Here is a 312-nt window from a genome sequence, read left to right on the forward strand (position 1 = left end):
AGTGGACTGGGGGATGCCTGTGCGGTGCGATCAAGTACGAGTGTGACGAAGACCCTGTCTCGGCTGGTTTGTGTCATTGCAGGCGTTGCCAGAAATGGTCCGGCGGACCCTACTATGCCTTGGTAGGATTCCCTACGGCGACCCTCAAGTTCACCAAAGGCACGCTTACAATGTTCCATGAGCCTGGCGCTATCAAGGAACGCGGTTTTTGCGGAAGATGTGGCAGTCCGATCTGGGACCGATACTTGGTCAGCCTGAACGATTTCCGACCCGAGAAAGGCGATCCTTCCGGTCCGGACATAGTTTGGATTC

At 55.8% G+C, this 312-nt stretch carries 1 protein-coding gene; it reads left to right on the forward strand.

The window, feature by feature from the left end; genetic code table 11:
• Positions 1–119 precede the first annotated feature (119 nt).
• Positions 120–312: hypothetical protein (locus EU800_RS29280; protein ID WP_371685679.1), on the forward strand; the 193-nt coding region annotated here is incomplete at its 3' end.

This window comes from Tropicimonas sp. IMCC6043 (assembly GCF_004146235.1).
GTDB lineage: Bacteria > Pseudomonadota > Alphaproteobacteria > Rhodobacterales > Rhodobacteraceae > Tropicimonas.